General features: G+C 63.5%; 25 protein-coding genes. 16 read left to right on the top strand and 9 right to left on the bottom strand.

Annotated features, from left to right (window positions below):
• Positions 1-110: 110 nt before the first annotated feature.
• Positions 111-1,010, bottom strand: a complete 900-nt coding sequence (locus tag BLV92_RS18235) for a LysR family transcriptional regulator (RefSeq protein ID WP_090547629.1) — start codon at positions 1,008-1,010, stop codon at positions 111-113.
• A gap of 151 nt (positions 1,011-1,161) precedes the next feature.
• Here BLV92_RS18235 and BLV92_RS18230 point away from each other — a divergent pair, with 151 nt between their 5' ends.
• Positions 1,162-2,364, top strand: a complete 1,203-nt coding sequence (locus BLV92_RS18230) for an MFS transporter (protein ID WP_208862124.1) — start codon at positions 1,162-1,164, stop codon at positions 2,362-2,364.
• On the opposite strand, the gene BLV92_RS18225 is transcribed toward BLV92_RS18230, so the two are convergent.
• The 3 genes from BLV92_RS18225 to zwf form a co-directional block, all read right to left on the bottom strand.
• Positions 2,328-2,633, bottom strand: a complete 306-nt coding sequence (locus BLV92_RS18225) for an NIPSNAP family protein (protein WP_090547626.1) — start codon at positions 2,631-2,633, stop codon at positions 2,328-2,330. The genes BLV92_RS18230 and BLV92_RS18225 overlap by 37 nt on opposite strands.
• Positions 2,634-2,843: 210 nt before the next feature.
• Entirely contained in the window at positions 2,844-3,665 is an 822-nt protein-coding gene (locus BLV92_RS18220; protein ID WP_090547624.1) for an ROK family protein, read from the bottom strand.
• 62 nt (positions 3,666-3,727) lie between these two features.
• A complete protein-coding gene (gene zwf / locus BLV92_RS18215; protein WP_090547623.1) occupies positions 3,728-5,323 on the bottom strand; it encodes a glucose-6-phosphate dehydrogenase in 1,596 nt (531 codons plus the stop codon).
• A 426-nt stretch (positions 5,324-5,749) separates the two neighbouring features.
• On the opposite strand from zwf, the gene BLV92_RS18210 reads away from it, so the two are divergent.
• Together BLV92_RS18210 and BLV92_RS18205 are read left to right on the top strand one after the other, a co-directional pair.
• Positions 5,750-6,241, top strand: coding sequence for a polyhydroxyalkanoate granule-associated phasin (locus BLV92_RS18210; protein WP_090547621.1), 492 nt, complete (start codon positions 5,750-5,752; stop codon positions 6,239-6,241).
• 38 nt (positions 6,242-6,279) lie between these two features.
• Positions 6,280-7,155, top strand: coding sequence for a class I SAM-dependent methyltransferase (locus BLV92_RS18205; protein WP_090551146.1), 876 nt, complete (start codon positions 6,280-6,282; stop codon positions 7,153-7,155).
• Between the two features lie 371 nt (positions 7,156-7,526).
• Here the strand turns inward: BLV92_RS18205 and BLV92_RS18200 are convergent, their stop codons facing one another.
• Positions 7,527-8,462, bottom strand: coding sequence for a hypothetical protein (locus BLV92_RS18200; RefSeq protein ID WP_090547619.1), 936 nt, complete (start codon positions 8,460-8,462; stop codon positions 7,527-7,529).
• Positions 8,463-8,743: 281 nt separating this feature from the next.
• Between BLV92_RS18200 and BLV92_RS18195 the strand changes: the two genes are divergently transcribed.
• From BLV92_RS18195 to BLV92_RS18160, 8 genes are all read left to right on the top strand, one after another.
• Positions 8,744-9,313 (top strand): phasin family protein, encoded by a 570-nt coding sequence (locus tag BLV92_RS18195; protein ID WP_167627113.1) that lies wholly within the window; start codon positions 8,744-8,746, stop codon positions 9,311-9,313.
• Entirely contained in the window at positions 9,288-9,845 is a 558-nt protein-coding gene (locus BLV92_RS18190) for a hemerythrin domain-containing protein (RefSeq protein WP_090551142.1), read from the top strand. Before BLV92_RS18195 ends, BLV92_RS18190 begins: the two co-directional genes overlap by 26 nt.
• A 202-nt stretch (positions 9,846-10,047) precedes the next feature.
• A complete protein-coding gene (locus tag BLV92_RS18185) occupies positions 10,048-10,500 on the top strand; it encodes a DUF2934 domain-containing protein (protein WP_243842374.1) in 453 nt (150 codons plus the stop codon).
• A 373-nt stretch (positions 10,501-10,873) separates the two neighbouring features.
• Positions 10,874-11,110 carry a hypothetical protein gene (locus BLV92_RS18180; protein WP_090547615.1) on the top strand — a complete coding sequence of 79 codons (237 nt, stop codon included), beginning with the start codon at positions 10,874-10,876 and terminating at the stop codon, positions 11,108-11,110.
• Between the two features lie 327 nt (positions 11,111-11,437).
• The gene (locus BLV92_RS18175; protein WP_090547613.1) at positions 11,438-11,974 is read left to right on the top strand and encodes a low affinity iron permease family protein; all 537 of its coding nucleotides are present in this window, start codon (positions 11,438-11,440) and stop codon (positions 11,972-11,974) included.
• A gap of 253 nt (positions 11,975-12,227) precedes the next feature.
• Positions 12,228-12,491 carry a CsbD family protein gene (locus BLV92_RS18170; protein ID WP_090547612.1) on the top strand — a complete coding sequence of 88 codons (264 nt, stop codon included), beginning with the start codon at positions 12,228-12,230 and terminating at the stop codon, positions 12,489-12,491.
• Between the two features lie 120 nt (positions 12,492-12,611).
• Entirely contained in the window at positions 12,612-12,986 is a 375-nt protein-coding gene (locus tag BLV92_RS18165; RefSeq protein WP_090547610.1) for a phage holin family protein, read from the top strand.
• Positions 12,983-13,285 carry a hypothetical protein gene (locus BLV92_RS18160; protein WP_090547608.1) on the top strand — a complete coding sequence of 101 codons (303 nt, stop codon included), beginning with the start codon at positions 12,983-12,985 and terminating at the stop codon, positions 13,283-13,285. Before BLV92_RS18165 ends, BLV92_RS18160 begins: the two co-directional genes overlap by 4 nt.
• A gap of 639 nt (positions 13,286-13,924) precedes the next feature.
• Here the strand turns inward: BLV92_RS18160 and BLV92_RS18155 are convergent.
• From BLV92_RS18155 to BLV92_RS18145, 3 genes are all read right to left on the bottom strand, one after another.
• On the bottom strand, positions 13,925-14,734 hold the full coding sequence (locus tag BLV92_RS18155; protein ID WP_090547607.1) for an IclR family transcriptional regulator: 810 nt from the start codon (positions 14,732-14,734) through the stop codon (positions 13,925-13,927).
• Between the two features lie 111 nt (positions 14,735-14,845).
• Positions 14,846-16,201, bottom strand: coding sequence for an MFS transporter (locus tag BLV92_RS18150; protein ID WP_167627112.1), 1,356 nt, complete (start codon positions 16,199-16,201; stop codon positions 14,846-14,848).
• A 103-nt stretch (positions 16,202-16,304) separates the two neighbouring features.
• On the bottom strand, positions 16,305-17,219 hold the full coding sequence (locus BLV92_RS18145) for a TauD/TfdA dioxygenase family protein (protein ID WP_090547604.1): 915 nt from the start codon (positions 17,217-17,219) through the stop codon (positions 16,305-16,307).
• 226 nt (positions 17,220-17,445) lie between these two features.
• On the opposite strand from BLV92_RS18145, the gene BLV92_RS18140 reads away from it, so the two are divergent.
• The 3 genes from BLV92_RS18140 to BLV92_RS18130 all read left to right on the top strand — a co-directional run bounded on the left by BLV92_RS18140 (position 17,446) and on the right by BLV92_RS18130 (position 18,881).
• Positions 17,446-18,054 (top strand): SRPBCC family protein, encoded by a 609-nt coding sequence (locus tag BLV92_RS18140; RefSeq protein WP_208862123.1) that lies wholly within the window; start codon positions 17,446-17,448, stop codon positions 18,052-18,054.
• A 143-nt stretch (positions 18,055-18,197) separates the two neighbouring features.
• Complete coding sequence (locus BLV92_RS18135; RefSeq protein WP_090551138.1) at positions 18,198-18,473, top strand: hypothetical protein; 276 nt, start codon at positions 18,198-18,200, stop codon at positions 18,471-18,473.
• A 66-nt stretch (positions 18,474-18,539) separates the two neighbouring features.
• Positions 18,540-18,881, top strand: coding sequence for a cupin domain-containing protein (locus tag BLV92_RS18130; protein ID WP_090547602.1), 342 nt, complete (start codon positions 18,540-18,542; stop codon positions 18,879-18,881).
• An 18-nt stretch (positions 18,882-18,899) separates the two neighbouring features.
• Here the strand turns inward: BLV92_RS18130 and BLV92_RS18125 are convergent, their stop codons facing one another.
• Positions 18,900-20,372: an HD domain-containing phosphohydrolase gene (locus BLV92_RS18125; RefSeq protein WP_090547600.1), complete on the bottom strand. Its 1,473-nt coding sequence runs from the start codon at positions 20,370-20,372 to the stop codon at positions 18,900-18,902.
• 300 nt (positions 20,373-20,672) lie between these two features.
• Here BLV92_RS18125 and BLV92_RS18120 point away from each other — a divergent pair, with 300 nt between their 5' ends.
• Both BLV92_RS18120 and BLV92_RS33100 read left to right on the top strand, forming a co-directional pair.
• Positions 20,673-21,248, top strand: a complete 576-nt coding sequence (locus BLV92_RS18120; protein ID WP_090547599.1) for a DUF308 domain-containing protein — start codon at positions 20,673-20,675, stop codon at positions 21,246-21,248.
• A 108-nt stretch (positions 21,249-21,356) separates the two neighbouring features.
• Positions 21,357-21,563, top strand: a complete 207-nt coding sequence (locus BLV92_RS33100) for a type 2 periplasmic-binding domain-containing protein (RefSeq protein WP_090547597.1) — start codon at positions 21,357-21,359, stop codon at positions 21,561-21,563.
• Positions 21,564-21,829: the final 266 nt, after the last annotated feature.

Raw genomic sequence — 21,829 nt, 5'->3', positions numbered from 1 at the left:
CGGTCGGGTCCCGCCCGGTCTCAAGCATGATAGGTCGCGATGGCTGTTCGCCGGGTGCTTACAAGCGACGCGCCGACGATTGCAAACGGCGGGTTCCGTCCTGGCCGGCGTCAGGCGCGTGTCGGCGCGCCGTTCGCGACCAGCGCGTTGCAGAGCCGTTCCAGCGCGGCCGACCGCGTGCCGCGCCGGGTCAGCATCAGGATGTCGATCACCGCGTCGTCCGCGTCGATCGGCCGATAGACGACCCCGTCGCGGCTCATCGTCGTCGCGCAGTCCGGCACGATCGATACGCCGAGCCCCGACGCGATCAACGCGACGATCGTCGTGATCTGCGAGCCGAGATAACGCGTCGAGATGTCGAGCCCGCGCGCGCCGAACAGTGCGTCGATCCGCTGGCTGACCCCCGAACCGTAACCGTCCGGGTAACGGATGAACGGCCGCTGCGCGAGTTGTTCGAGCGTGACGTGCTCTTGCCGCGCGAGCGGATCGCCGGACGGCAGCGCGGCGAGCAGCCGTTCGCTGTGCAGCGTGACCGCGTCGATGCCGTCGATGTCGGGGAGCACCATCCGGCCCAACCCGATATCGAGGCGGCCGTCGGCGACCTGCATCCATTGGGACGCCGATGCGGTTTCGATCAGCGTCAGATGCACGTCCGGCGCGTCGTTCGCGAACGCGCGCAGCGTGTTGGCGAACAGCGGCGACAACGCGATCGAACTCGCGTAGCCCAGCACCACGTGCCCCGCGTTGCCGAGCGCGGTTTGCCTCGCGATCGACGTCGTCTTGTCGAGTTGCGCGAGCAGGTCGCGCGCATGAGGCAGGAAACGCGCGCCGTCGGCGGTGAGCGTGACCGCGCGCGTGCTGCGCTCGAACAGCCGGAAGCCGAGTTCGCTTTCGAGCGCGGAAATCTGCCGGGTGAGCGGCGGCTGCGCGATGTGCAGCCGCTGTGCGGCGCGGCCGAAGTGCAGTTCGTCGGCGACGGCGGCGAAGTATCGGAGCTTGCGTGGGTCCATGGCGGGGCGCGTGGGCGCCGGGTATCAATCGGTTGGAAATCGGTATTGGTCAACGCGCGGCGCGGACCGTATAAATATCGCAGTTAAGGAGAACGGTGCCAACCCTATGCATGGTCGTGACAGTCGTGAAGGTCGGGACAGGATCGCGGTGATGCTCGCCGGCTGCGCGGCGTTCCTGAGTCTCTATGCAAGCCAGGGCGTGTTGCGCGAACTCGCGGACGACTTCCGCGTGAACGCGGAGCGGGCCGGCTTGACGATCGCCGCGACGACGCTGGCGGTCGCGCTCGTCGCGCCGTTCGTCGGGCGGCTCACGCGCGGGTATGCGCGGCCGCGCGTGATCGCGTGGTCGTCGATGCTGCTCGCGGCGCCGATGGCGCTGTCCGCGCACGCGTCCAGCTTCGCCGCGCTGCTGCTGTGGCGGTTCGCTTCCGGGGTGCTGATTCCGGTCGTTTTCGCGAGCACCGTCGCGTTCATCGGCGAGCGATGGGAGCCGCGGCGGATCACCGAGGTCACGAGCCTGTACGTGACCGGCACTGTTGTCGGCGGCTTTGCGGGAAGGTTTATCGCGGCGCTCGTGACCGCGTATGCGGACTGGCATCGCGCATTCGAGGCGCTCGCGGCGGCGAGCCTGCTGGTCGGGCTGGTCATTCGCGTTCTGCTGGCGGATGGCCAGCCGCATGAGGCGCATGACGCGCATGAGGCGCGCGATGCGGCTGTCGATCGGCGCGAAGCGGGCGGCGGCGGGGCGGCGGCGTCGCTGTTCGGCGGCCCGCTGGTCGCCGCGTATGCGGTCGGCTTTTGCGTGCTGTTCGCGCAGGTTGCGTCGTTCACCTATGCGAGCCTCTATCTCGGGCGGCCGCCGTTCTCGCTCGGGCCGGCCGCGCTCGGGTCGATCTATGCGGTGTTTCTACTCGCGCTGGTGGTGACGCCGGTGGCGGGGCGGGTCGCGCGGTCGAGGCCGCAGTCGCAACTGCTGCTCGCCGCGTCGCTGCTCGGCGCGCTCGGCTCGCTCGTCACGTTGAGCCATTCGCTCGCGATGGTGCTGGCCGGGCTCGCGCTCAGTTCGAGCGGCGTGTTCGTCGCGCAGGCCGCCGCGACTTCGTTCGTGACGTCGTCGTCAGGAGCGGCGAAGGCGACCGCGATCGGCATCTACCTGTCGTGTTATTACCTCGGCGGGAGTCTCGGCGCGATCGTGCCCGGCGCGGTGTGGGCGCGGTTCGGCTGGCCCGGGTGCGTCGCGCTCGTCGTGCTGGTGCAATGCGCGTGTCCCGTCGTCGCGCACTGGGGCTGGCGCGCGAGACCCCCGCATTCGACGCGTCAGTCGAACACCGGCCTGAAGAAGCTGCGTTCGTAGCTCAATACGCAGCGGGTTTTGGCCGCGTAGGCGAACGCGGCCTGGCAATCGGTGTCTTGCTGCGAGTCCTGCCGGTAGGTTTCATAGGCCGCGAGGCTCGGAAACGAAAACAGCGCGAGCGCGATGTTGTTCGCGCCTTCGGCCGGCAGAAAATAACCGTGATGCTTTCCGCCGAATTTCTCGACGAGCGGAATCCACATCTTCGCGTAGGTCTCGAATTCGGCGATCAGATTGGCGTCGATCACGTAGCGGACGTGGCAGGTAATCATGGCGGCGGCAATGGCGAGTGGCGGGTTCGCCATTCTACCCGCCGTGGCGTGTCGCGACGTATTGGCGGATTGCCGGATAAGGCATGAATGGATCGCTGCAATCAGCCTTTAATCGCAACGGCGTTTGCCGATAAATATATGAATGGCCGGAGCGAACCGCATCGAGAAAAAATCATCGGAAAGACGACCGAAGACGGGAAGCCAAGAGAATCACCTGAAAATCCCTGTCCGCTGCGTCGCTTCGGGAAACTGCCGCGTTTCGCGCACCGACCGCGGATGCCACAGACGCGCCCCGCCTTCGAGGCCGCTATCGTTCGACACAGTCGTCACGTTCGGCGGCAGGTCGAACGTGAGCCGCGCCGCGTTGCCGCCGCCTATCCATAGTTTGTCGTAGTGCACGAGCGATTCGAGAATGCCGATGATTTTCTCGACGCGTCTGTTCCAGCGCTTGTCACCGGCCTTATGACGTGCGGCATCGCCGATGTACTCGTCGTACGCGTGTTTCCTGCTGACCGGATGATGCGCGAGTTCGAGATGCGGCATCAGTTCGCCGTCGCGGAACATCGCAGTGCCGGTGCCCGTGCCGAGCGTCAGCACGAATTCGAGGCCGCGTCCTTCGATGGCGGCCAGGCCCTGCATTTCGGCATCGTTGATCATGCGCACCGACGGATTGCCCAGGCGCTCGCCGAGCATCTTCGCGAGCGGCACGTCGCTCCAGCCATCGACGCCGAGATGGGGGGCAGTCAGCACGTGGTTCGCGCGCACGAAACCAGGAAAGCCAACCGATACATGCGTCGGCTGATACTGCTTGATAAGCGGTTCGACGAGCGCATGGAGCGTTTCGACGAGCAAGGTCGGCGTGCATGGATGCGGCGTCGCCACGCGCACGCGCCCGGTGCGCATTCCGCCGTCCGCGTCGACGATGGCGGCCTTTAAACCGGTCCCGCCCACGTCGATGGACAGAATATTCTCAATGCCTGCCGATGCAGGCGTCGCGCCCGTCGCGCCCGTCGTGCCTTTCGTCCTGGTCACTCATTCCTCCGTTGATGGTGCGTGTGTCGTCATGTCGTTTGCCCCGTCGATCGGGTTGACGTTTATGTCGGTTCAGTCGGCGTGAGCGAACGCCACGCGCGGCCGTCGCACGCGAGCAGCGCATCCGCCTCGGCCGGGCCTGCGCCGCCCGCAGCGTAGTCGTACACCGGAATCGCGACACCGTGCTTCGGATGCAGTACGCCGTCCACCGCGGCCCACGTCGCTTCGATGCTGTCGGCGCGCTGAAACAGCGTCTCGTCGCCGAGCATGCAGTCATACAGCAGCGTTTCGTAGCCGACGTTCGCACGTTCCGCAAAGAAGTCATCGTAGTCGAACGACGAATGCACCGCATCGATCTGCATGACCGGCCCCGGGGTCTTGACGTTGAAATGGAAGCTCGTGCCATGCGACGGATCGATGCGCAGCGTCATGACGTTGGGCGTCAGCGTGTCGACGGCCGTCGCGCGGAACGGGCGAAACGGTACGTTTTTCAGGTGCACGGAAATCTCCGTGCGTCGCGCGGCAAGCCGCTTGCCAGTACGCAGATAGAACGGCACGCCCGCCCAGCGCCAGTTGTCGATCTGCACCCGGGCGGCGGCATACGTTTCTCTTTGACTGTCTGGCGCGACGTCCGGTTCATGGCGGTAGGCCGCACCCGAGAGTCCTTTCCCGTATTGTCCGAACACCACGTCGTCGGGCGTGAGCGGCTTGAGCGCATCGAAGATTTCCGCCTTCCTGTCGCGCACCGCTTCGGCGTCGAACGAATTGGGCGGCTCCATCGCGACCATGCCGAGTAGCTGGAACAGGTGGTTCGGCACCATGTCGCGGAACGCGCCAGTCTGCTCGTAGAAGCTGCCGCGTCCTTCCACGCCGATCATCTCCGATGCCGTGATCTGCACGCTGTCGATATACTCGCGCCGCCAGATCGGCTCGAATAGCGCGTTGGCGAAGCGTACGGCGAGAATGCTCTGGACGGTGTCCTTGCCGAGAAAATGATCGATGCGATAGATCTGCCTTTCCCTCACGAAGGTCAGCAGATGCCGGTTCAGATCGCGCGCCGACGCGAGATCGGTGCCGAACGGCTTCTCGATCACGATACGGCGGAATGGGCCGTTACCGTCGTCGTCTTGCTTCAGCAAACCGGCCTTGCCGAGACGCTCGACGATCGGTTTGAAGAAGCGCGCGCTCACTGCGAGGTAGAACACGACGTTGCATTGCGCGTTGCCGTCGAGTTGCTGCGCGAGGTGCTGATACGCGTCGTCGTCCTCGAAATCGCCCGCGATATAGTGCAGGCGGCGCGCGATCCAGTTCCACGCGTTGTCGTCGAGCTTGTCGGTGTGAAAGGTGCTTGCCTTGTCGGCGGCGAACTGCTGGAGCGCACTGTGCAGATCCTCGCACCATGCCTTCGTTTCGCGCTCGCCGTGATTGACACCGATGACCTTCATGCCGTCGTCGAGCAGGCCATCAACGGCGAGGTTGTATAACGCCGGCATCAGCAGACGTTTGGTGAGATCGCCGCCGGCGCCGAAAATCACGAGCGTGCAGGGCGGTGCGGGGTGCCTGCCTGCCGGCGACGCGGGTGCGCCATGCGGCCGCGCGGCCGCTTTGGGGCTGGTCGGCGCACGGGGGGAATCGCTGGTGGGGTGGTTCGTCGACATGATTTCGCTTGCGTTGACCGGAATGCCTCGCGGTCAGCAAAATCGATGCCTCGAATGACGGCGTTTGCAGGCTTGAGGTTCAATCTGTGGATATGCGCTTTTCGCCGCACGAAGGTGTGCCGGCGGCGGCGTTCTGAAATCTTTCCAAAGCCATTCGCATAGCTTGCTGCCTGAGCGCGATCGCGCCGGAGCCATGCTCCAGCGTCGCCCGGCCGCTCCTTTTCAACGACGGACGATAAGCTAGATATACGTTGCGTTGCAGCAGGACGAAGCCTATGCTGGACCGGCACGTAGCACCTTCTGGACAGACGCCTTTTTTGCTCTCTTGACGGGAATGTTGAATCGAGGTCGTGTTTGACCCATCCGGCCGGGCTTACGTCTACCAACGTTTTTTCCGCTTCATCAACGTAAACCAGGGAGCATTCCATGACGCCGTCTACACCGTATTCCCCCCTTCGGGATCTTTCCGTTACGTGGTTGCGCACCGTCGCGGAGGCCGGAGAAATGTTCGCCGCTACCGCCCAGGTCATGGGACATCGCACGGCACGCATGGCGCTTGCCGGCCCCGTACCGAGCGAGCGCGATCAGACCGAGTTCAGCCTTATGAGCCGGGAAAAGAAGGAGGCGGCGTCGGAATCGCTGCAGGCTTTGGGGTTTGGGTTTTTCAGTCTCGCCATGGTGATAGCCGTCGATATGGGCAACCGCATGTGGGCAACGTCTGTCGCGGCGGTTGCCCTGCTGGCCAGTCAATCGCCATCGCAGTGGCTGGAGCACCAGACAGCGTTGGCCGGCATCGCGGCCAACGCGCCGGCCAATCCGTTGCATTTGGCAAATTCGACTGCCCGCGTGATGCGGGAAAGTCTTGCGCCTATTCACGAGCGTGCCACCGCCAACGCGAAGCGCCTGAGTAGCCTCTGAGCGCCATGGCCCCCGTCTCATCGCCTCCTGCGGAGTCCATGCGGCAGGACAATCTCGTCGAAGCGACCCATGTCGTATCGAACCTTGACGGCGTTTCGGAAACGATGCTGTGGACGCTGCATGACCGGGCGTGCGAGTCAGGACGATCAGACGGCATCCTGACGGACCACGAGAGCGCCCGGATCTGCGAGGCGATCGACTACGACTTTGCCGGCCGCTTCGGTCATCCGGTCGGCTCCTTCGCTGCGCGTGCAGCCGCAATCGATCGTTTAATCGTGCGCTGGCTTCGGACTCACCCTGATGGCCTGGTCATTTCGTTAGGTGAAGGCCTGGAAACCCAGGCGCGCCGTGTCGATAACGGCCGAATGCAATGGCTTACCGTTGATCTTCCCGCGGCCATCGAGTTTCGCGAAAATTTCCTGAAACCGTCGAAGCGCTTTCGCCACATCGCGGCGAATGCGCTTGACCTCGAATGGGCCAACGGGATAGGGCCGGCCACCGACGTATTCATCGTCGCCCAGGGGCTGCTCATGTATCTTCAGCCCACGGCTGTAAAGCGCCTTTTTGCCGGACTGGTCGCCCGTTTTCCGGAAGCCGAGCTTGTTTTCGACGTCGTTCCGCAATGGTTTTCTTCCCTCACCCTGTGGGGCGTGATGAAGACCCCTTATTACCGGCTGCCACCCATGCCATGGGGCATCGATGCCAATAATATCGTCGCTTGTTTGCGCGAATGGTCTTCGGGCATTAAAACGATCAATCTGATCGAATATCGGGCGCCGCGTGGCTGGCCGAGATTGATGGAGGACCTGCTTCGCATGAACCCGACGAATAGAAGGTATCTTCCTTGCTTGGTGCAAGTCGTGCTCCACAAGAAAGAAAAACTGCCCTTGCACGCTGGTCCTCACAGCCGATGAGCTACAACAGCTCATTTTTTCACGACGCTTCGGCTGGCCCGAAGACGGACCGGCTGCGGCGCCGCGGTACGAGGGCGCCGGCATGCCCCCAATACAACGCCGGGCGTGTCGTCGAGGGGAGCAGAGCTTGTCGGGGGCCACGAAACCGCCTGTCTGGAGCCCTGCCGTCGCTGTGCGCTAGTCAAGGTCTGGCTCCGCAGGGATGGCCCGTTCATCCGTTTCGCCTGGCTTGCTGTGCGTCGCGGGTCATCGTGGCCGCATTCAATGCCAGAACAGCGCGATCAGGATGATGATGGGAATGGGCACGCCGAGCAGATAAAGAAGAATCGAACGCATGAGCAGCTCCTTGGGAAGACGAATCGAAGTTCCAGTCAGGCGTCGCGTACCCGGCCGCCGAACGTTGCCATCAGGCTTGCGGAGAACGCGCCCATCAGAAGCGAGACGAATAACCACAGCGATGCCCCGATGGCGACTTTGCGGGCCTTGTCCGCTGCATTTCTTGCAGCGGCATCCAGTGCTGCGACTTTCTGCAGGAAGCTCGTATAGGTGGCCACCACACGGGCGTGCGCGGCGTCCGGCGCAATGCCGGTGCGTTGCATAACCTGCTGGCTTAAATAGGCGGTATCTTCCGGCGACAGTTGATCCCCCGTTGCCGAACTATTGAGGAAGATGCGCGCCGCTTCCAGGCGCGGTATCTCGCTGCCGGCCGCCATCGTCGCGGTTGCGGCGGGTTGAGAACCGGCGGGCATCCGGAACAGCGAATCGACAAGGTAGCCGAGCGGCCACGTATTGATTGCGGCTCCTGCATTGCCGCGCTGCATTGCGCCAGGCGTTCCGTAGTCGCTCGCCGACGCATTGGTCGCGGCGGCCTGAGCGCCCGTCCGTACCACTCCCGCTGCGGCCGAGGTCAGTATCGCCGCCGTGAAAAGCGTCGCAACGGCCCAGCTCAGAAAGCCGTGAGCGGTGTCGCGGAAGTGAATTTCATCGACGTCAACCGCCAGCCAGCGGCGACGTAGCCGCCCCGCCAGATAACCGCCCAATCCCGAGGTGAGAATGGACGTGACGCAAACCCATATCACGGCCGCAAAGCCGAACGCTTTCGCATTCGAGGCACCCGACGACCAGGGGGAGATCGATGTCAGGCCGAGGCCTGTGCCCAGCGTCAGCAGGATGAGCGCGAATGCCGCGGAACCGACGCCGCCGGCGAGCACCGCTCCCCATGAAACCGCGCCGTCGTGTTGATGGACGAATAGGGCGGAATCTTCCGCGGCCGCCAGATAGTCTGCAGGATCTTCTGTCTGGTTCATCGATCGTCTCCCTGACCTGGTCGATACCGACGCACCCGGCATGGCCGCAGCGTTCGGCGAATTAGATTCGCCTGGAGAGCGAGCATTTTTCGTTCCCTCTGCTATCCGACGTTCCGGAACCGGGTTCAGGTGTCTACGAAACGCAGCCTTTGATCGCCACGAAATCGGCGGCGCTTCAAGGTTCGTTTCAGGTACGACCCGTGCGCGTATCCCCGAGCAATCCCGGTCATGCATTTCTGCATGCACGTCACATGCCGCGCCCTTACCTTAACGGAGCCTCTATGTACCCCGAAATCATGTCGCCATGGTCGCCGCAGCAACGCTATACGTCCGTCGAAGCTGCTTTCGCCTGCGCGACTGGGGTCTTCGCCGGTTTCGAGAAAACCGTCCAGTTGAACGTACAGACCGCAAGAACGCTTTTCGCCGAGCAGCAGGCGGTGGTTGACGCGTTGTTCTCCGCCGCATCGTTTAGCGAAGCGCTCGATCTTCAGTCACAGCAATTCCCGGCAGCGATCAAGAAGGTCTTCGCGTACTGGCGACACGTGGACGAAATTACGGCGGAAACGGGCCGGGAGCTCTTGGGGGCCGCCCCGGAGCGCTTCGGTATTTCCTGGAAGAGTCAGGTTGAGACGGCTGGCATTGCGAGCGCAGCCACCGCTCAGGAGCATGCCAGCGAGGCTAACGTACTCCGGGTGGAACCGCCGCCGGAAGCCGGCGTAGAGCCGGGTTCGATCGTCGACAGTACCGGCCACGCGATTTCGTCGAACGGTCTGCCGGGTGACGCGCCACGGGTCGAATTTCAACCGCATGACGGAGGAGATCATCATGGAAGCGAAACTGAACGAGACTGAGGCGGGATCTGCGTCGCAAGATGCGTTGGCGTTTCTTGAGGCGGACCATCGCGCAGTTGAAAAGCTGTTCTCGGCGTTCGAGAGATCGGCTGACGACGACCTTGAACGGAAGTCGGCACTGGCGCAGCGCGCATGCGAAGAGTTGTCCATTCATACGATCCTCGAAGAAGAGTTTCTTTATCCGGCCGCTCAGGAAGCGTTGCCCGGCGACGGCAAGATCGACGTCGACGAAGCCTGTATCGAGCATTTTCTCGTCAAGACATTGATCGCGAAGTTTGAAACGCTGAAGGCCGGCGAAAAGGGATTCGATGCGACCTTCAAGGTGATGAGCGAGATGGTGGGGCATCACGTCGAGGAAGAAGAGCAGCAGCTCTTCCCGGAATTGCGCAAATCGAAATGTGATCTCCATACGCTGGGAGGGAAGATGGCAAAGCGCAAGGCGGAGTTGCAAAGCAAGCTGGATGCTGTGGGAAGCCGGTCGGTGGGTGACAAGACCGGAGCGTTTCGATTCGACTCTGCACGGCTTTCGTGAGCCTGTATCGCATCGCCCTCATCGACTTCCACAGCATCGTTCCGATACGACTTCGAAGCTCGACAAAAGCGGAAACGTTTATTCCCGGCGTCATCGGAAGCCCCACGGGGGACGCGAAGGTATCGCCACAGTCGTTCTCAATACGCCCACCGCCGTAAGCGGTGGCCCAGACTTGATACGAATGCGGATGGGAGGAGTTGTAATGCAACGACTGGTTGATGTTTTGAATGGCGGCGGCACTGTGCTGCACACGTACCCCATCACCCTGGGGGAATGGGGGGATGCGGCGGACGATAGCCTGTATGAAGCGAAGGCGCTTGAGGCGGCGGCGCACGGCCGTCTGGTTCCCGACAATGAAATCGAAGGTCTAACGGCTCGCTTGCATGTCAGTCGGAGCGGGCAGATGTCTCCCTATGGCGACGACCTTGAACGAAGCTCCGAAACGAAGGATGGCCTGGAACAGGCGGTTCGTGAACGCGCTTACGCTCTTTGGGAGCAAGACGGCCGCCTCGACGGACGAACGGAGGTGTACTGGTATCGAGCGCTAGATCAACACCTGAGCGAGCGCGCATATGCGTTGTGGCAGCGGGAAGGTTGTCCGGAGGGGCGTGCGGACGAATTCTGGCTCCGCGTAGTCGGTTTCGAAGCGCAATAATGCTGCGTTTGGTTTGCCGCCGCTCGCTGACATTGCAGCAGGCCGATGATGGTTTTCGCCGAGCGCTTCGTCGAGCGCAAGGCAATCCGTCTCGGGCTGATCGACTGGCTGCGGACGCCTAAGCCACCACGCTGAAATGCGTGGGTCAGACGGCGCAGGTCCTGTGCGGCACGTTGCGGGCGCCCGGCACATAAGCCGGTATCGCCAACAGCCGGTGCACGCTTGTCTAGTGGTCATTGCGGCCCGGTCGCCCCCGGCTTGCAAGCTTTTAATGTGATGGGGCGGGGCGTGCGGACAAGCTCGCCCGACAACTGTGCAAGCCGTTTCCGGTTTTCTTTTCTGGTTCATTTCCTGTGACGAAACGGAGACATCCATGCGCCGAACGATCGCGTATCGCGGCTTCGAAATTCACGTCGAATTGACTCCATCGGCGGACGACACGTTTGACGTCACTTTTCAGATACAAGGCGGGACTAATCTCGAAGTGCTCGGCGCCCGAGGCGGACGCATACCGCTACGCAACGGGCCCTTCACCGAACGATGGGCCTACCTGGTAGCCGAGATCGCCGGGCAAGCCGCAATCGATGTTTTGCTTGGCCCGGTTGGCTGACTGGGCCTTTGTTTGCCCGACTCCGACCTCCGGTGGCGGCCCCAAGGTGCCGATGCGCACGTATCGCGCCCGCCCGGGCCACGTCAACGCAAGTTCCGGGAACGGATCGTGCTCCTTCCTCGTGCCCCTCCCCTCCATGCACGGCGAACCGCGGTGTGCACGTCAGAGTGCCGACTCTGAAACTGGCCACCCCCTCTCCCGGGCATCGCGGCCGACGGCCGCCTACGCGTCGCGCAGGTCCATACGAAGCCCCGGTTTTCCTGTTTCCCGCGGTTGCTACGCGCCTGGTAAACAGGTGAGTCGCCATGTCTCTTTCAGGATGTCGCCATGAAGCAGCAAGATCTCACGGATGGTCCGGCGCCCGTTCCAGAGACGTCGAGCCTGGCTTATGCGTCGGGCAACCGGATCGCCCGACTGTTCGACGCGTTTGCGAGCACCATAACGCGGTGGGCGGGTTCGCCGATCGCCTTCGGTTCAGCGGTTATCACGATCGTGGTATGGGTTGTGACTGGGCCGCTTTTTCACTATTCCGATGGTTGGCAACTGGTTATCAATACCGGCACCACCATTGTTACGTTCCTGATGGTGTTCCTGATTCAGCAAAGCCAGAACAAGGATAGTGTGGCGCTTCATCTGAAGCTGAATGAGCTGATCTCGTCGCACCGTCAGGCGAACAATCACCTGATCGGCATTGAGGAGGCGACCGAGGCGGAATTGCGTCGACTGGCCGCAATGTATCTGCGCATGGCCGGCGGCGAGAAGGAGGTCTTGTCTGGAGCGGGCCGGGACGAAGCGCCAGCGGCGGCGACAGAGGGTAGCAGAAAGTCCGGCCCCGATGGGACTGCGGCGGATGCCGCGAGGTGAAGTTCCTCTCGTTGGCAGCGTCTATCGAAGGAGAAAGGATCGAGTTCTCCGTGAAAATGGAACTGTGTCAGCACGACGAGATGAAGCAGGGACCGCAGATCGGGTTGCTGAATAGCGGCGAACGATGAGCGTCTCTGATAGCAGGCTCGCGGATTGCGCGTCCGGGTGGTGAGCCTGGCGATACGATTCACGAGACATTGATCCGGAATCCGGATAGTCGGCTCCGTGCCCGAACCGAGAAAGGAGTAGCGCGATGGAAACGAGCAAAGCTGAAGGGGCTGTGCAGGAAGTGGCGGGCAAGGTCGAGAGCGCAGTGGGCGACCTGACCGGTGACACGTCGACCCAGCTCGCCGGCAAGACACGGGAGTTGGGCGGCAAGGCGCAGCAACTGTGTGCGGATACGACGAGCATGCTCCGCGACGCGACGACGACCAATCCGATCACTACGCTAGCGATTGCCGCAGCGGTCGGTTTCCTGATGGGTGCGATCTGGCGCGGCGGAAGCGGGGATCGCTAACGGATTCCCCCAGCCCTGTGGCGAACGTCTGGTGAGCGGCCTCCATCGTGGGGCTGCTCACGCCGACCGAAAGGGTTCGTTGATATCGCCAGGTGCTGGTTAGCGCGGCGGGAGGTGCAGATGTCACTCTATTCGAAGGCTGCGCAGTGGCGGCATATCGGGCGATTTTGTGTCCACCGGTTATCCGATTACGGCGAACTGGTTGCGATCGAACTCGCGGAAGCGAAAACGAGATTGCTTCGCGATGTCATCGCGCTGGTCGTGCTGGCGGTGGGTGCGTTGTTCACGCTGTCTTTCTTCTGCATCGCGGTGATTGCGTCGGCATGGCAGACGCGTTATTTCCTCGCGTCGGTGTGGGGCGTGGCGGGTGTCTGGCTGCTGGTGTCGCTGATCGCGTTTGCCGTCGTTCGTACGCGTCGGCCAGGCGTTCCGTTGTCGATGTTGCGAGGGGAGATCCAGCGCGACATGGATGCGCTCAAGGAGGTACTCAAATGAGGCTGCGACACCCGTATGAGGAGGCACAGGCACTCGTGCTCGCGCGCATGACGCAGAGCCGGGCGGTGCTGCTCGCCGATGCGCGCCGGCTGCGGCCCGTCCGTCGCGCAGACCGCCCAGGCCAGTGGGCGATCGAGCGCGAATTGTCGACGCTTCTGTCGAGTCCGGAGGCGAAACTCCTGGCTGGCGCATTTGCTGGCGCATTCGTGCTCGGACGCCACCGAGGGCTGGCGGCGATCTTCCGCTCGGCGATTGTCACGTGGATCGTGAGGTGGATGCGAGCGGTTGCGCTGAGGTGACGGTGTGGGTAGTCGCAGTCGCGCTGTCTTTTCCTTTTTGAGCAGTGCCGCGGGCGCTGGACTGTCCGATCGAAGAGGGTTCGCGTGGCTTGCTGCTGCGATCTGGTCTCTGGCGTGGGACCGAAAGCGGACGGGAGCCGGATCAATTGCGTTTCTGCCTCGCGGTGGAAGGCGCATTGAACGCCGGCATCGCATATCCGTTTGCAGAGACCGTATATGACGCACCGACACGCGCCCACAGATATCAGTCTGGGCGCCATCGCGCAGAAGGCCGCCGCTGCTGCAGGGCGAGTGTCGCGCGACGCGGGTCGAACAGCGCTTGCTCACGCTCGAACGATTCATGAGGCCGTAAAGTTCTACGGGTCCAGGTTTTTTGACTCGACGGCCAAAGGTTCGCAGACTCCGAACGATCGCGACGTGCTGCTGGATTTCAAGGGATGCGGCCTGCCGACCACACGTCGTTGCCCGCGTCGCTGAGCGTCCGATCAATCTCGTCGGTAAACTGCCGCCGCGAGTCGTTGCCGATCAACTCCACCGCGACGACGCCTGAATGCACGCTTCGCGCCCAACTGCCCGATATCGACACGCTGTCAAGAACACTCGCGGTCGAACGGTTACGCCGCGTGAAGCGGTGCGCGCTCACGCGCCAAGAACGACCCTGCCGATCAATTCCTGGATTTTCGCCGCGGTATCGACGAGGCGTGGACCCAGGTGTTCGAGCACCGTCTCGCGCGAGAACAGGAACGCGGGGCCGCCGCAGTTGATCGCGAAGTGCTCGCCGGCCGGCGATTGCAACGGCACGGCCACAGCGTTGATGTCGCTGTGCCAGTCGCCGAATGCGCTGACGAAGCCCTTGTCGCCCAGTTCCCTCGCTGCCTTCTTCACCATCGCGCGCAGATCCATGCCTTCGTTCGCGCCCGACAGCCGCAGCGATTCGACGAGCGGATCGCGTTCCTCGGGCGGCAGGCTGGCGAGATGCGCACGGCCGATCGCCGAGTGCGCAAGCTGCAGGCGATCGCCGAGGCCGAGCCGCACGATGATCGGCCCGACCGATGGCCGCACCGATTCGATCACCACCATGTCGAGCCGGTTGCGCAGACACAGATGCACTGCCGCGCCGCATTCTTCCGCCAGTTCGCGCAGGAACGGCCGCACGGCCTTGCACATGTCGAAGTGCGCGAGAAACGTGTTGGCCAGTTCGAGCGAGCGCGTCGTCGGAAAGAAGCGGTCCTTGCCTTCGAGTTGCCGCACATAACCCGCATTGACGAGCGTCGAGGCGATGCGCGCGACGGTCGGGCGCGGAATGCCGGTTTGCTGGGCGAGTTCCTTGACGGTCAGCGGATGCGGCGACGCGGTGATCGTCTCCAGCAGCGACAGGCCGCGCGAAAGGGCGGAAACATCGTCGTCGGCGGTTTTCGGGCGGGCGTCCGTGAGAGTGTCGAGTGCCATGTGCGGAGCGGAATAAAAGCGTCCGGCGGAGCGGATCTGCCGGACGCGTCGATACGGGTTGAGGCGGCTTCCATCACGCGTTTCGGACAAAACCGGCCTGCCACGGCTGCATCACCGTTGCCGCGCCATCATTGCGTGCAGCACGCCGATCAGCGCGCAGCCCGCGAGACACGCGACGGCCACGACGATGAAGCCCGCGGTGAACGCATGCGTCTGCGCACGCAGTTCGCCGACGATCGCCGGCATGATCGCGCCGCCGATGCTCCCCATCATGCCGATTGCGCCGATCGCGCCTGCGGACGTCGAGCGATGCAGGAACGACTGCGGGATGGTCCAGAAAATCGCCTGGGTCGCCAGTATACCGACACTGGCGAGCGTGAAGCCGAGCAGCATCGGCCACATCGAATGCGACAGCGCGACCAGCGCAAAACCGAGCGCCGACAGCGCGAACGCGAGCGACGCATGCAGGAAGCGATGCGGCGAGCGGTCCGACAGTCGCCCGAGCGCAACCATGCCGATCAATCCCGCGAGTGGCGGCATGGCGGAGAACAGGCCGATCGTGGTGAACGACGAGTGATACGTCTTCAGCATCTGCGGCAACCAGATTTGCGCAGACGTGAGGCCGCAGAACAGCAGCGTGTTGCACAGGCCCATCGTTAGCACGACCGGGTTGACGAGCGCGCGCAGCATCGACGTAGGCGCGACCACCTTCGCCGAAGGCGGATGCGCGTCGAGCGCGGCTTCGAGCGTCTGTCGCTCGGCGAGCGAGAGCCACGTCGCCTCGGACGGCCGGTTGGTCAGCCAGAACGCGCCGATCACGCCGAGCAGCACGGCGGGCAGCCCTTCGAGCACGAACAGCCACTGCCAGCCCGCGAGTCCGCCCGCGCCGTTCAGCGTGAGCAGCGCACCGGACACGATGCCCGACGCAATGTACGCAATCGGCACGGCCAGATTGAATGCAGCGTTGTACCGCGCGCGCCACGCGTACGGAAACCAGAAGCTCAGGAACAGCATCACGCCCGGAAACAGGCCCGATTCGGCGGCGCCGAGCAGGGCGCGCAGCGCCCAGAAGCTGACCGGGCCGACCGCGCACGCCATGAGCACCGTCACGATACCCCACAGCATCGCGATGCGCGTGAGCGTCGCGCGGGCGCCGATGCGCGCAAGCAGCAGGTTGCTCGGCACCTCGAACAGCGCATAGGTGAAGAACATCGCGCCGACGCCGATGCCATAGGCCTTCGGAGACAGACCGAGATCGCCGTTCATGGTCAGCGCGGCGAACGAGATGTTGCTGCGGTCCATGATCGCGACCAGATATAGCGCGACCAGAAACCACATCAGCTGACGTCCGACCTTGTCGACGACGCGGTCGAGTTCGGCCGCGTCGTGCGCGCCGGCCGCGCGGAATTCGCCGTTGACGCCCGTCGATGCGTTCATCAGTTCGGCCGGTCCAGTGGGTATGTTCATCGTCGTTTCCTGTCTCCTTTGCCGGAGCGGGCAAGGTGCGCTTGCTCCGGGGCTTGCGGATGGTGCTGTTTTTGTCGTGGTGGCCAGCGCCGCCGATCGCGCATCAGACTGTCTGGTGTGCGCACTCGTCGACGGTGTCGCTCGTGGCGGCCTGTTTGTCGCCATCGACGTCGAGCGTCGTCGTGCGACGCATCTCGCGGCGGATCGACAGGTCGTAGCGGCGTCCGCGATGCAGCGTGCTGCGGTTGTCCCACATCACCAGATCGCCTGGTTGCCACTTATGCACGTAGACGAATTCGCGCTGCGTGACGTGTTCCAGCAGATCCATCAGCAACATGCGGCCCTCGGCCAGCGTCATGCCGACCACTTCGCTCGCGTGCGCGCCGACGAACAGCAGCTTGCGCTGCGAGTCGGGATGCGTGCGGACCAGCGGCCATGTCGCGGGCGGCAGTTCGGCGCGCTGTGCTTCGGTGTAGTCGGTATCGCCGAGCACGAAGCGCGAGTGCAGCGCATAGTGCACCGCCTCGCGGCCTTCGATCTCGCGTTTCCAGTCTTCGGGCAGTGCGTCCCAGGCGGCGCGCAGGTCGCAGAACTCCGTGTCACCGCCTTGTGGCGCGACCGCGATGGCGGAGAGCATCGAGTAACGCGCGGCCGGCTTCTGGAACGAACTATCGCTATGCCACAGCTGGTTCGCCAGATTGCCGACGATGCGCCGCGTGTCGCGCGCGGCGATTTCGCCGTTGGTATCGACGTTCGAGATGTCGAGCAGTTCGTCATGGCGGAAGCGGCTGACGGTTTTCTTCACGCGCTTCAGGCCCAGATCGAGCGGCCCGAAGCCGCGTGCGAGCGCGACCTGCGCATCCTGCGACAGCGGCTGGTCGCGAAACACCAGCACTGCATGCCTGGCGATGGCGGCTTCGATGGCCGCCCGGTTGTCGCCGGTCAGCGGCTGTGACAGGTCGATGCCGCGTACTTCGGCGCCGAGACACGACGGGAACGGTTCGATTTCCAGTTTCACTGCGGATCTCCACAAAACGGACAATATGTCCAATGTGGTGAAAGATATGGCACGTAGACAGCCGCGTGTATGGGGGTTTACGTCATATTCTGATTTTCGTTATCCGGAAGTTATAGTCAATAACGGTCTGTGTGTCCGATATTTTTCGATCCGTTCGGTTCCAGGCGTGCGCGTTGATGTCCACCCCGGCCCCGTCCAATGCCGACAGTTATTGAGGAGTTCAGCCGTGAACAAGCTGGCCGTTTGTCTGTCGTTCGCGCTCGTGTGCGCGTTTCCCCGCGCTGCGGCGCTGGCGCAGTCCGTGTCGTCCGGGCCGTACCATTCGCCGATCCCGGACAGCATGAACGTTCGGTTCGTCGAGAACCGCATCGTGATCCAGCGCCCGGCGCGAGCCGTGTTCGACTGGGTGACGACGTGGGGCAATCTTCCTCGATGGTTGCCTGTCGCCCATGGCGTAGCGGTTGTTCGCGGCAAGCTGGACGCGCCTTCGCAGCTCGGGGACGTCCTGATTGAAAACGTGAATCCGGCGAACACAAGCGGCATCAGCAAGCAATACACCGTGGTCGCGCAGATCGACGGGTTTCTGTGGACGGTCGCGGGACAGGACGTTGTCAACGGCAAACCGGGCGATCGCATTCAGTACGTCGCAACGTTCGCTGTCACGCCAATCGGCCCCGATAGCTGTCTGTTCACACGCCTGTTTCAGACCGTGCGGCCGGATGAGGTGAATCCGGTCGAGCGTCGGGCCGTCGAGGATCCGGAGATCATCCAGAAGGGGCTGGCGAGGCTCAAGTCGGCGGTGGAGTCCGCTATTCCCAACGATGAGCGCGGGTGATCGGGCTCCCACTGCGAACCGCCCCGGGTGTATTCGCTTCCTGGCGCCATCGGTCATTTGACCGATGGCGCGGGCATCGACCCAATGCCATGCTACCCATCGGAGCAGCGACGCCAGTCGAGACTTCCGGGAGGATGAGCGCAATGTCGGTACGTCAATTCGTCGTCTGCATGGTTGTGAGCGGCTTACCCCGGGCATTCGGAGTCTGGGCCGTTTTTTCAGGCCTTTTCCAGCTTGGCAGTGCCGCCGTTCGCTGGAGACGCTCCGGCGAACGATGGGGAATGTTATCGAGCGGCGCACGCTCGGCGCTGGCGGGGGCGCTGCTTTCCAGCGATGCGATGGGCGCTGTCTACTTCTTCATCGCAGGGTCGTGGTGGTCGGCGGACGGATTTCGACGCAAGGGCGCGCGGCCCTCGTGAACGACCGGCTACCCGAACGCCGGTCGATGCGTCATCGATACTCATAGGTGCATGAGGGTGCATGAGATGGACGACAAGGATATTCCGCTTGCCAATGGCAAGGTGCAGTATCAGATGCTGTTGCGCGAGGATGGCTACACGGTCCACCGAACGACGGTTCAAGCCGGTGGCGAAACGCAATGGCATCACCATACGAACGTCAGCGACCGGTTTCTCGTGGTGAGCGGCGTGCTGACCGTAGAGTTGAATATCGACGGCCATATCCGGAGCGCCCGGGTACGCGATTTCTACTCGATCGATCCCGGCGTCATTCATCACGTCAAGAACGAAACGGACGAGGACGTCGTCTATATCATGGTGCAGGCGGGCGGCGTGCCGGATATCGTGCTGGCCGATCCGCTTCGTTGACGCGGCGACGCCATGCCGTCAGATCAGGCCCATCGCCGACGCCTTGAGGGTCGCCGCAGCGCGCGTCGAACATTCGAGTTTGCGAAACGCCTTCTCGACGTGGGTTCGTACCGTGCTCGGACTCATGGTCAGCGCCTGGGCGACCTCCTTGTTGCTCGCACCCCGGGAGATCGCGCGCAGCACGTCGATTTCTCGCGCAGACAGGCGCGGGCTATGCGACGCGCCTCGTGCGACGCGTTTCGCGACGGGAACGCCTTCCGCCACCAGCGCGCCCACCGCCTCGCCGCATAACCGGCCGTTTGCTGCTTCTTCCCGCAACAGGCGGGCGGCGGCCTCGTCGGTCAGCGCGGCGCGCCACGGCCGCATCGAGCGCAACGCAACCCACGCCACCGACGCAGCGAGCACGCGAGCCTCCAGTGTCAGCGCCGGATCGCGCGCGCCGCGGAAATATCCTGAACCGTCCTGCCGTTCGTACGCATACGACGCGAGTACGGCGGCTTCGCCCAGCGCGCCGGTCTGCCTGCCGGCGCGCTCTGTCCAGTACGGCACCAGCCGCACCTTTTCCCACGCGCTCGCAGGCAACGACGCGGGCCGGTTCCACACGTCGTTAGGCACGGCGGCCCGGCCGATGCCGTGAATCAGGCCAGCCCGGTACACGAGTTCGCGCCCGGCATCGTCCGACGCGAGACGGGCGTAACACCCGGCCGCCGTCACCGCGACCGAACGCGAAAAACCGGTCATCCACGGCAACTTCAGATCGATGACGTCGGCGATCAATTCCGCCGACGTCGAACCCTGCATGTCGGACGTCGCCAGCGCGGCATCGAAATCGGCCAGCGATGCACGCTCCAGTTCCGCCAGCCAGTTTCCGGCGTGGCTTGCAGCCGTCTCGACGAGGCGCGCCGGATATCTCGTGCCGGCGCGTTGCCCGATCAATCCGAGCGCCTGCTCGACGCCGTACGCGCGGCTGAACACCTCCAGATCGCCGGCCAGCGCGACGACCAGCACGGCCGCCGGGACCTTCTCGTGCGCGAGTCGCGCGGGCAGTCCGTTGCCGTCCCAGGTTTCGAAAATGTGCCGTAACGCCGTTTCGGTCATCGTCGAAAGGCCCAGTATGCGCGCGACCTCGCCCGATACTTCGCAGTGAACCTGCGCCAGCGGGACCATGGCTGCGCCGGCATTACCGATTGCCTCGGCCATGCCCGGCCTGCTTTCGAGCATCGCGGTGCGGATTGCCACGTCGTCGCCGAACACCTGCGCGAAACCCGCTGCGTTTGCCGTGCAACCCGACCAGCGCAGCAGCGACACTTCGCGGACCGCATCGCAAACCGATGCGTCGAGTCCGGCCGCGTGCGCGAGTCGCGCCGCCAGCCAGCCGGTGCGCAACGAATGGTCGGTGGGCTGTCCCATGCTTAGATCGCCGATGAAAGCAAGCGCCCTCACAGAGTCGAATATGCGCAGCGCGGCGTGATTGGCTTCAGCGTCGGACATCGAATAGGGCGGAACAATTCATGAGGGTGGGGCAAATAATCATACGCGACGTACAGGCTTATGCGCGCGTTTGAGCTTTCGAGGCCGCGCGCGACGCAGGCATAACGATGGTGCGCGATGCCCATGGATACCGAGGCAGGCCGCTGGAGAAACCGGCCGCTATCGGTCATCTGACCGATAGCGGCCAGTCTGCCGGGTTGCGATACTTGGCGCGGTAAAAAACGATCAGGCTGCTGTCCCGTTTTTTTTGAAATTACCCAGACCGGCCGGAGCGATGGCCGGATATGACAAGGAGTGTAAATGGTTGACCGTCACCCTGATTTCAGTCGCCCCAACCAGGAGCGATGGCTGAAGCGGTATTACTTTTCCCGAGCGGTATTTTCCCTGATCTGGGTTGCACTGGCGCTTTCCGTCGGCCGGCAAAGTCCGGCCGGAGCGGCGATCCTGTTCGTCGTTTATCCCGCCTGGGATGCACTTGCGAATTTCGTCGACATGTCGCGTAGCGGCGGCATGGCCATAAACCGCACCCAGGCTGCCAACGTCGCGATCAGTGCGATCACGACGGTTGCCGTGTTCCTGGCGCTGGGTTCAGCGATGTACGCCGTGCTCACGGTGTTCGGCGTTTGGGCCATTCTTTCGGGCGTGCTCCAGCTCGGCACCGCTGTGCGCCGCTGGAAGCACTTCGGTGCCCAGTGGGCGATGGTCTTGAGCGGCGCGCAATCCGCGCTGGCCGGCACGTTTTTCATCGTGCAAAGCCACGCGTCTGCGCCGCCCGCCATCATCAAGATCGCCGGCTATGCGGCTGTGGGCGCGATCTATTTCCTGATATCCGCCATCTCGCTGCACGTGATGGCAGCGCGGCGCAGGGTTGCCTGAACGCTTGCATGCCACGTTGGCGTGGTCCGGAGCAGTCTCGCAGCCTTATTGGCGACGCACTGCTTCGGACATGCGGCCGTTTGAAAGCGCTCACACCAGGGGGCCGGCATCGCGTTCCTGCCCGACTATGCGATCGACGAGTGGCTGGCCGATTACCGGTTGCTGGTCGTCCTTCCCGGTGCGGAGGAAAGCAGCGGGTATTTCAGAACCATGTGGCCGTCGGCCACGCACGTGACGCCCAGATTGCGGCGTGTCATCGACTTCATGACGGACGGTTGCTCCACGACCGACTCGCGGACGAAAGCGCAACGATAGGAGTGAAAGCGGAGATGCCCGTCCGAAACGGGCGTCTCCCTGTTTTCCTGCGTCGCGGTTATTCGACTCGTTCCACATCCCCGCCGACCCTTCGGATCTGGCGGCCCTGCACGATGTCATTGGGCCGGCCAGGAACTGCTCCGCCATTTCGTGTGCAAACCCGTCCCGTGCGTGACGGCGACCGTCGTCATACCCGTCGCGCCAGCGCCTTCACTACCGACGGCATCTCGCCGACCCTTCCTTAATCAAGCGCGAAAGCGGGTCCA

This window comes from Paraburkholderia caballeronis (genome assembly GCF_900104845.1).
Taxonomy (GTDB): Bacteria; Pseudomonadota; Gammaproteobacteria; order Burkholderiales; family Burkholderiaceae; genus Paraburkholderia; species Paraburkholderia caballeronis.
The sequence above is the reverse complement of the archived record's forward strand: the minus strand, read 5'-3'. Positions and strand labels throughout refer to the sequence as shown.

Bases quoted from the DNA above. Each gene is read 5' to 3' on its own strand.
- BLV92_RS18165 (WP_090547610.1), top strand. From the start codon at position 12,612: ATGTCACTCTATTCGAAGGCTGCGCAGTGGCGGCATATCGGGCGATTT.
- BLV92_RS18130 (WP_090547602.1), top strand. From the start codon at position 18,540: ATGGACGACAAGGATATTCCGCTTGCCAATGGCAAGGTGCAGTATCAG.
- BLV92_RS18135 (WP_090551138.1), top strand. From the start codon at position 18,198: ATGTCGGTACGTCAATTCGTCGTCTGCATGGTTGTGAGCGGCTTACCC.
- zwf (WP_090547623.1), bottom strand. From the start codon at position 5,323: ATGTCGACGAACCACCCCACCAGCGATTCCCCCCGTGCGCCGACCAGC.
- BLV92_RS18205 (WP_090551146.1), top strand. From the start codon at position 6,280: ATGCGGCAGGACAATCTCGTCGAAGCGACCCATGTCGTATCGAACCTT.
- BLV92_RS18195 (WP_167627113.1), top strand. From the start codon at position 8,744: ATGTACCCCGAAATCATGTCGCCATGGTCGCCGCAGCAACGCTATACG.
- BLV92_RS18185 (WP_243842374.1), top strand. From the start codon at position 10,048: ATGCAACGACTGGTTGATGTTTTGAATGGCGGCGGCACTGTGCTGCAC.
- BLV92_RS18235 (WP_090547629.1), bottom strand. From the start codon at position 1,010: ATGGACCCACGCAAGCTCCGATACTTCGCCGCCGTCGCCGACGAACTG.
- BLV92_RS18175 (WP_090547613.1), top strand. From the start codon at position 11,438: ATGAAGCAGCAAGATCTCACGGATGGTCCGGCGCCCGTTCCAGAGACG.
- BLV92_RS18150 (WP_167627112.1), bottom strand. From the start codon at position 16,201: ATGAACATACCCACTGGACCGGCCGAACTGATGAACGCATCGACGGGC.
- BLV92_RS18200 (WP_090547619.1), bottom strand. From the start codon at position 8,462: ATGAACCAGACAGAAGATCCTGCAGACTATCTGGCGGCCGCGGAAGAT.
- BLV92_RS18210 (WP_090547621.1), top strand. From the start codon at position 5,750: ATGACGCCGTCTACACCGTATTCCCCCCTTCGGGATCTTTCCGTTACG.
- BLV92_RS18230 (WP_208862124.1), top strand. From the start codon at position 1,162: ATGCTCGCCGGCTGCGCGGCGTTCCTGAGTCTCTATGCAAGCCAGGGC.
- BLV92_RS18160 (WP_090547608.1), top strand. From the start codon at position 12,983: ATGAGGCTGCGACACCCGTATGAGGAGGCACAGGCACTCGTGCTCGCG.
- BLV92_RS18170 (WP_090547612.1), top strand. From the start codon at position 12,228: ATGGAAACGAGCAAAGCTGAAGGGGCTGTGCAGGAAGTGGCGGGCAAG.
- BLV92_RS18125 (WP_090547600.1), bottom strand. From the start codon at position 20,372: ATGTCCGACGCTGAAGCCAATCACGCCGCGCTGCGCATATTCGACTCT.
- BLV92_RS18180 (WP_090547615.1), top strand. From the start codon at position 10,874: ATGCGCCGAACGATCGCGTATCGCGGCTTCGAAATTCACGTCGAATTG.
- BLV92_RS18120 (WP_090547599.1), top strand. From the start codon at position 20,673: ATGGTTGACCGTCACCCTGATTTCAGTCGCCCCAACCAGGAGCGATGG.
- BLV92_RS18225 (WP_090547626.1), bottom strand. From the start codon at position 2,633: ATGATTACCTGCCACGTCCGCTACGTGATCGACGCCAATCTGATCGCC.
- BLV92_RS18155 (WP_090547607.1), bottom strand. From the start codon at position 14,734: ATGGCACTCGACACTCTCACGGACGCCCGCCCGAAAACCGCCGACGAC.
- BLV92_RS18190 (WP_090551142.1), top strand. From the start codon at position 9,288: ATGGAAGCGAAACTGAACGAGACTGAGGCGGGATCTGCGTCGCAAGAT.